Source organism: Kocuria atrinae C3-8 (assembly GCF_000286355.1).
Taxonomy (GTDB): Bacteria; Actinomycetota; Actinomycetes; order Actinomycetales; family Micrococcaceae; genus Kocuria; species Kocuria atrinae_A.
In genome coordinates this window covers 1-6426 of record NZ_AJXN01000160.1, presented here as the reverse complement: position 1 = coordinate 6426, position 6426 = coordinate 1, and the positions used below count along the sequence as shown (strand labels likewise).

Here is a 6426-nt window from a genome sequence, read left to right as displayed (position 1 = left end):
AAACCCGGGCCGGTTCAGTAGCCACAGCGGCCGCTCGATCCGGAGTGTCGAGCTTACGAAGGATGTGCTGAATGTGGGTCTTGACGGTGGTCTCACCGATATAGAGGGCGTCTCCAATCTTCCTATTTGTCGCACCGGAGGCCACGAGTATGAGTACTTCCAACTCTCGAGGACTCAAGGATGGGTCTGTAGCCCTATGGGTCCTGAGCTCACGGATGCGCCGAGCCACCGGAGGCGCAAAGACGGACCGTCCTTCCATGGCACCCCGGAGCGCGTCGTAAATCGTTTCTCGGCGAGCATCTTTGAGCAAATACCCCACGGCGCCAGCAGCCACAGCATCGGCGATTTCGGCGTCCGTGTCGAAAGTCGTCAGAACCAGGACGTGAACGTGGGGGTGTGATGTTGCCAGCTCCCGGATGAGGTCGATACCGCTGCGACCGGGCATCCGGAGGTCCGTGAGAACCACGTCGGTAGCCGTTGTATTCATCACCGCGAGTGCTTCATTTGTGCTTGCCGCTTCGCCGACGACGAGCAGGTCGGCTTGGGTTTCGAGTTGGCCCCGCAGGCCGTCGCGCACGATCGGGTGATCGTCGACCAGGAGGATGCGAATCGGATGGTTGGTCATCGGGCTATGCCGCCTGGAGGATAGCACGGTCACTGTGACGGTCGTGCCGCGCTAAGAGTCAGTATCCATTTCGACCGTGCCGCCGAGTTCCGCGATGCGCTGTCGCATGATCTGAAGACCTTGACCGCCAGTTCGCGGCGGGTGGTCTCCCGCGCCTACGCCGTTATCCGCGATGTCGAGGGCGATGGTGTCTTCGAGATACGAAAGGGTGATGTGCACTCGAGTGGCCTTGGAATGGCGTGCAATATTCGCGAGTGCTTCTTGGCACGTCCGGAGAATGCCGTGTTCCACAGGCTCGTTGACCTGGAATTCCGTTCCGGTGATGTCCAGCTCCACGGGGATGCCACGAGTGCGTTCGAACCCGGTGGTGACGATGTCGAAGGCACCCGACAGTGAACTGCTCCTGGCCAATGCTGTGGGTCGCAGTGCTCTGATGGATCGACGAGCCTCGTCGAGACTTTCTCTGGCTACGTCGGTGGCGATGCGTACTCGATAGCGATGTGGGTTTTCACTGTCGAGCTGAGCGTCGAGGGCTTCCAACTGGCTGACGACTCCGGTGAGGCCACTCGCTACCGTGTCGTGGAATTCACCCGCTATGCGCGCGCGTTCGTTGAGAATTCCGGCGCGACGTGCTTGGTCGACGAGTTGATCTTGAAGCGACCGATTCGCCGCTAGGGATTCCTGCAGCTCGGCCTGGCTTTGTTCGAGAGCGCGAATGGACCATCCGCTGCGGCCGCGAGGGCACCGCCGCCAACAATTGCGGCCACGTTGTCGACGGTCGGGTCCAGCAGCCACGGGGCCACAAAGGCGACGACGCCGGTCAGAGCCATTCCGAGGTACGCCCAGGCCCGCGGGAGGGCCACGAAAGCCAGTGCGAAGCACATCAGATACAGCGGGAAAAAGCTGAAACTGATCAGGGTGAGCCCCGCGGTGGAGACGAGTAGCCCGACGAAGTACACGGACATCGGTAGCAATTCGAGACCGAGCTGTCTTCCATGGCGAATCGCCCACCACCAGTGCCAGAGTCCTAGAAATACCGTCCCCACAGCTGACCAGAACAGTCCCGTGGCAGGGGGTTTCTCCGCTAAATAGAGCACGAATGTGACCACGAGAATGGCGTAGGGAAGCGCTGTCCAGAACCAGTCGATGCGACCGGTCGTGTGTGCGGTCCAGCGGTTCCGCATCATGCTGCCAGTTTACGCTCGGTCATTTTGCGGGGGCGTAGTCGCAAGCGACGCATCAGATACTCAGCGGGCCCGGAATAGCCGTGGAGCGCCAAGATCGATGCCCCCACCACGGTGGCCAACCACGTGACCAGTCCGAGGATTGCCGCGTCCGAGGTGGTGAGCCACGCGCCCACACCGAGAGTGTGTGCCGGAAGCAGCAGAGCGAAGGGAACGGTTTGAGCTAGATAGGCGCTCAAGGAGCGTTCCCCCGTGGCCCGTAGCGCGAACACGACGTATCCCGTTTTTAGACGGACGGACAACAACGCAATGGCCGCCAGATACCCGAAGCCTGCGGGGACACCCGTGAAAATGTGCAGCCAGGACAGCAACCCCGTCAGAAGAGGAGAGGTATCCCACACGCCGATCGTCGCGAGCGCCATGCCGACCCCACCGAGGATTCCCATGGCGATTCCGATGATCGCGACGCGCTTCAGGAATAGGAGGTGGTTGGCAGGCCGTTCCAAAAAATCACTGTGGGCAATCCACATTCCGACCAGAGCAGCGCTCGCAACAGAAAGTAGACCGACCGGCGTCATGACCCATTCGATGGTGCGCCACCCTAAGGCTTCTACCGGGCTGGAAATCGCAAATGACCAAAGAATGCTGCGTTGGTCACTGACCTGCGTATCGGCATACACGAAACCTTGTACGGCCGAGCCGATGACCAGCCCTACAGCGGCAATCCACAACAGCGCCCGATTATTGAGACGCGTCCACGAAGCCACAACGAGACCGATGAGTCCGTACCACCCCAGGATGTCGCCGGAGAATGCCAGCACCGCATGCAACAAACCGAAAGCGATGAGCAGTCGCGAGCGGCTACGGAGAATGGATGTCACTCCACGGTCATCGGCACCCTTGTGTCGAGCGTGATCCGCAATGCGCACGAGTCCGTACCCAAAGAGGGCAGCGAATAATGGATACGCTCGCCCGTCGACAAAAATCACCATCAACGCGGCAACTGCCTTGTCGATGGGTGCATCCTCCACGATGTGCTGACGCAGCCCGTACGGGCGGTCGTGGAGGTAAATCATCACGTTGGCGAGAGCAATGAGTGCCAACATGAATCCCCTTGCCAAATCCGGGGTAGCAGCACGCCGCGAGGCTCGAGCACCCCACTGGCCGAATGTGCGTGATTGGTCTTTCATACCTATAACGCTAGGGACGCCCATCGTGCAGGGAATCCTTCGATCGGAGGATGGAGGGCGCCGATCTACTCGAAAACCGCCAAGGTCGCCGGGGCACGGGGATAAGTCGTTTCAAGCTTTCAATAAAGTAGTCCCTCTAAACTTGCCGCTATGGGCCAAACAACCGAAGCAACTACATCCCCCAAACCTGCCAAAACGAAAGCAGACATCAAGGTGCAGCCCGCCGCACTCGCGGACTTGGACCGTGCGGCCAAGGTCCTCGCGGATGCGTTCTCCAGGGACGCCTACGCAACTGGGCTATTGCCCTCCGGCGACGTGACGAGCCAGCTGTACAAGATCTTCAAAGTGCAGCTCAAACACACCTTCAAGTACGGAGGTCACGTGTGGCTCGCAATCGATGCTGCGACTGATGAACTGCTGGGCGTCTCCGAGTGGGGAGCACCGGGAACGAATCCGGGCTTCCTTTCGCAGGCTCCCGAGCTCCCTGCTTACCTCAGTGTTCTCCGATCACGCATCCTCGACGCTGCGATCACCGATAACAACGCAGAGAAGCACCGCCCGCTCGTTCCGCACTGGTACCTAAAGGCCATTGGCACCACGGAACAGGCCCGCGGTCGCGGCGCGGGGTCGGCACTGATTCGCCACCGTCTGGCGGAAGCGGATGCCACCGGAACTCCCGCTTATCTCGAGTCCTCTTCCGAGGCCAACATGCCCTACTACGAGAAGTTCGGGTTCGTGGAGCGCAGCCGAATTCCAAGCCGGGGCACGGTCGAGACGATTGGAATGTGGCGAGATGGTTCGATTGATTTATCGCACGGGGATCGCCTTTGAATTATTCGGTGATGTCACGCAAGTTGAGAGCAGGCACACCCAGTTGTTTCCGAAGCATAGTTGGGCATGAAATCAGAGACTTAGAAATAGGGGATATTTAGACAGAATCTCTGATGCTGTAGAGTGATCTCATGACTGATAATTCTGGTTCGAGGTTTGGGTTGTCCGTAGTAAATAGGGCGCTTAATCGTATACCACGAAGAGCTGAGCAGAACCATGCTGATCAACTCCGAGAAACTTTCCTGGATTCTGGAGTGGCTGCTGCCTTGGATACGGTCGATCATCAAGTGGTCTTTGGTCGGCGAGGCACAGGCAAAACCCATGCCCTCCGGTATTTAGAGTCTGAAGTTCGGGAGAGGGGTGATTTGGCGGTTTACGTGGACCTTAGGACAGTCGGGTCCCCGCAGGGACTTTTCGTCGGTGAAGAATTGTCCGACGCCGAACGCGCAGCTCGATTACTTGTTGACACGCTATCGTTCGTGCATGATGAGTTGTTGAGTAACGTGATAGAAGATGAATATCTGATGTCGGATTCAAACTTGATTAATCGATTGGATCAATTCGCAGACTCAATTTCATCCCTCCGTGTCGACGGATCGGTTGAAATATCAGATTCGACATCTAATCGAAATAGTAATACAAACGGATTTGGCCTCTCGGGGACACTTTCTGTAGCACCTTCAGCGCAGATTTCCGGAAAAACTGAATCGACTGTGGAGAAATCCGACGAACATAAAGAAGTGCATATCGGCGCAGTTCGAACTTCACTGAACTTCCGCCAAATTTCACTTTCTTTGCGCAATTTGAATAGTGCTCTTTATGGTAAACGTCTGTGGCTTTTGCTCGACGAGTGGATTAGTGTTCCTGCGCGATTACAACCGATGCTGGGTGAATTCCTTGTCCGGTGTGTAACCCCAAATCCAGAGTTTACAGTCAAGATCGGCGCTATTGAGCAGCAATCGAATTTCAGGGAGTCCGTGGAGGGTGGAATTATCGGAATTGAGCTCGGGCGGATTTTTCTGCAACTGTTAACCTTGATGAATTCATGGTGTTCGAGCAGGATTCCGAGCGCTCCATTCAATTTTTCAAGGGCCTGTTGTATAAGCATTTAATTAATTACGAAGACAGTCACGGTCGCATCCCGGATCTGAACACTGAAGACGATTTGGTGCGAACGGGCTTCAGTGAGAAGAGATCATTCGAGGAATTGGTGAGAGCTGCGGAAGGTGTCCCTAGGGACGCGATCAATGTCGCCAGTAAGGCAGCGCTAAAGGCCCGAGAGAAGCGTATCACTATGGCGCAGGTTCGTGATGCAGCTAGGGCGTGGTATCAAAGTGACAAAGAGGCCGCCATCAAGGGTATTCCGGAAGCTCAAGAGTTTCTAAATTGGATTATTGATGAGGTTATCCGCGAGAAAAAATCTCGAGGCTTTTTGGTTAATCAGAATGACTCCAACTACCCTGCCCTCCTGGGATTATTCGATGCTCGAGTTTTGCATCTGACGAAGCGTGGTTACTCCGCGCAAGATACTCCGGGGGAGAGGTATGATGTTTGGACAATTGATTACGGGGCATATGTTGATCTAATGCGAACTAAAAATGAGCCCCAAGAATTGAACCTCTTTGAGTTGGACATGCCCATGGAGACGAATGACGAAGAAGTCCCAATGCAGGATCTTCGGGCCATTCGGCGTGCGGTATTGAATTTGTCGGACTTCAATTCTCGAAATGAATTCAGGTAACTAATAATGTAAAGTCAATGGTAGATTTTGGTAATCGTTTAACCAGTCCAGGGAGCAGTGATGAAGGCAGTTGTCGCCGAATCGTTCAAGAAATTCCCCGTTCTCAAAGAGGTGGAGAAGCCCACTCCGGGCCCGGGGGAGGTGCTCCTGAAGATCGCTGGCGCGGGTGCCTGCCACTCCGATGTCGCGATCTTCAACGACTTCGAATCCGATCCCAACGGTGGTCTCATGGAACCGCCGTTCATCCTCGGCCACGAAAATTCCGGCTGGGTTGAAGAAGTCGGTCCCGGCGTCACAGGATTCAACAAGGGCGACGCGTACCTCTGCTACGGCCCCATCGGCTGTGGCCACTGCCCGCCGTGCACGCGCGGCCAGGACACCTATTGCGAGAACCCGCACGAGGTCGGCTTCATGGCCAACGGCATCGGCCGCGACGGCGGCATGGCCGAATACATGGTCGCCCCCGCACGCAACTTGGTTCCGCTCGGTGACGACGTCGATCCCGTCGCTGCCGCGCCCCTCGCCGACGCCGGCCTCACCCCGTACCACGCCATCAAGCGCGTCCTCCCGTACCTCGACAAGGGCGGCAGCACCGCACTGGTCATCGGCTTGGGCGGTTTGGGTCTGGTGGGCGTGCAGATCCTCAAAGCGCTCACCGGCGCCACGGTCATCGCAACCGACATGAAGCCAGAAGCCATGGCCGAGGCCGAGAAGTTCGGCGCCGTCACCGTTCCCGGTGACGAAGGCCAGGCCGCCAAGATCCGCGAACTCACGGGCGGCCGCGGCGTCGACGCGTGTTCGACTTCGTCGGTGCCGGCCCCACCATCGCACTCGGTGCCGCGACCGTTGCACAGA

The 6426-nt window shown here is 57.3% G+C and carries 7 protein-coding genes and 2 pseudogenes; 4 read left to right on the top strand and 5 right to left on the bottom strand.

Annotation, left to right across the window (positions count from 1 at the left end; all coding sequences use genetic code 11):
• From YO9_RS0114895 to YO9_RS0114880, 5 genes and pseudogenes are all read right to left on the bottom strand, one after another.
• Positions 1 to 577, bottom strand: a 577-nt coding sequence (locus YO9_RS0114895) for a response regulator transcription factor (RefSeq protein ID WP_262925718.1), incomplete at its 3' end; no start/stop codon positions are given.
• A gap of 99 nt (positions 578 to 676) precedes the next feature.
• Positions 677 to 1036: a sensor histidine kinase gene (locus tag YO9_RS0114890; protein ID WP_016998203.1), complete on the bottom strand. Its 360-nt coding sequence runs from the start codon at positions 1034 to 1036 to the stop codon at positions 677 to 679.
• A gap of 57 nt (positions 1037 to 1093) precedes the next feature.
• Positions 1094 to 1222: pseudogene (locus YO9_RS21795) on the bottom strand (hypothetical protein); the annotation flags it as partial.
• 74 nt (positions 1223 to 1296) lie between these two features.
• Complete coding sequence (locus YO9_RS0114885) at positions 1297 to 1812, bottom strand: hypothetical protein (protein ID WP_016998201.1); 516 nt, start codon at positions 1810 to 1812, stop codon at positions 1297 to 1299.
• On the bottom strand, positions 1809 to 2915 hold the full coding sequence (locus YO9_RS0114880; RefSeq protein ID WP_016998200.1) for a DUF418 domain-containing protein: 1107 nt from the start codon (positions 2913 to 2915) through the stop codon (positions 1809 to 1811). Before YO9_RS0114880 ends, YO9_RS0114885 begins: the two co-directional genes overlap by 4 nt.
• Positions 2916 to 3149: 234 nt before the next feature.
• Here YO9_RS0114880 and YO9_RS0114875 point away from each other — a divergent pair, with 234 nt between their 5' ends.
• The 4 genes and pseudogenes from YO9_RS0114875 to YO9_RS0114860 form a co-directional block, all read left to right on the top strand.
• A complete protein-coding gene (locus YO9_RS0114875; protein ID WP_223286664.1) occupies positions 3150 to 3830 on the top strand; it encodes a GNAT family N-acetyltransferase in 681 nt (226 codons plus the stop codon).
• Between the two features lie 131 nt (positions 3831 to 3961).
• Positions 3962 to 4942, top strand: a complete 981-nt coding sequence (locus tag YO9_RS19090) for an ATP-binding protein (RefSeq protein ID WP_472973952.1) — start codon at positions 3962 to 3964, stop codon at positions 4940 to 4942.
• Positions 4876 to 5571 (top strand): hypothetical protein, encoded by a 696-nt coding sequence (locus YO9_RS19085; RefSeq protein ID WP_016998197.1) that lies wholly within the window; start codon positions 4876 to 4878, stop codon positions 5569 to 5571. The genes YO9_RS19090 and YO9_RS19085 overlap by 67 nt, the downstream gene beginning before the upstream one ends.
• A 60-nt stretch (positions 5572 to 5631) precedes the next feature.
• Positions 5632 to 6426: pseudogene (locus tag YO9_RS0114860) on the top strand (alcohol dehydrogenase catalytic domain-containing protein); the annotation flags it as partial.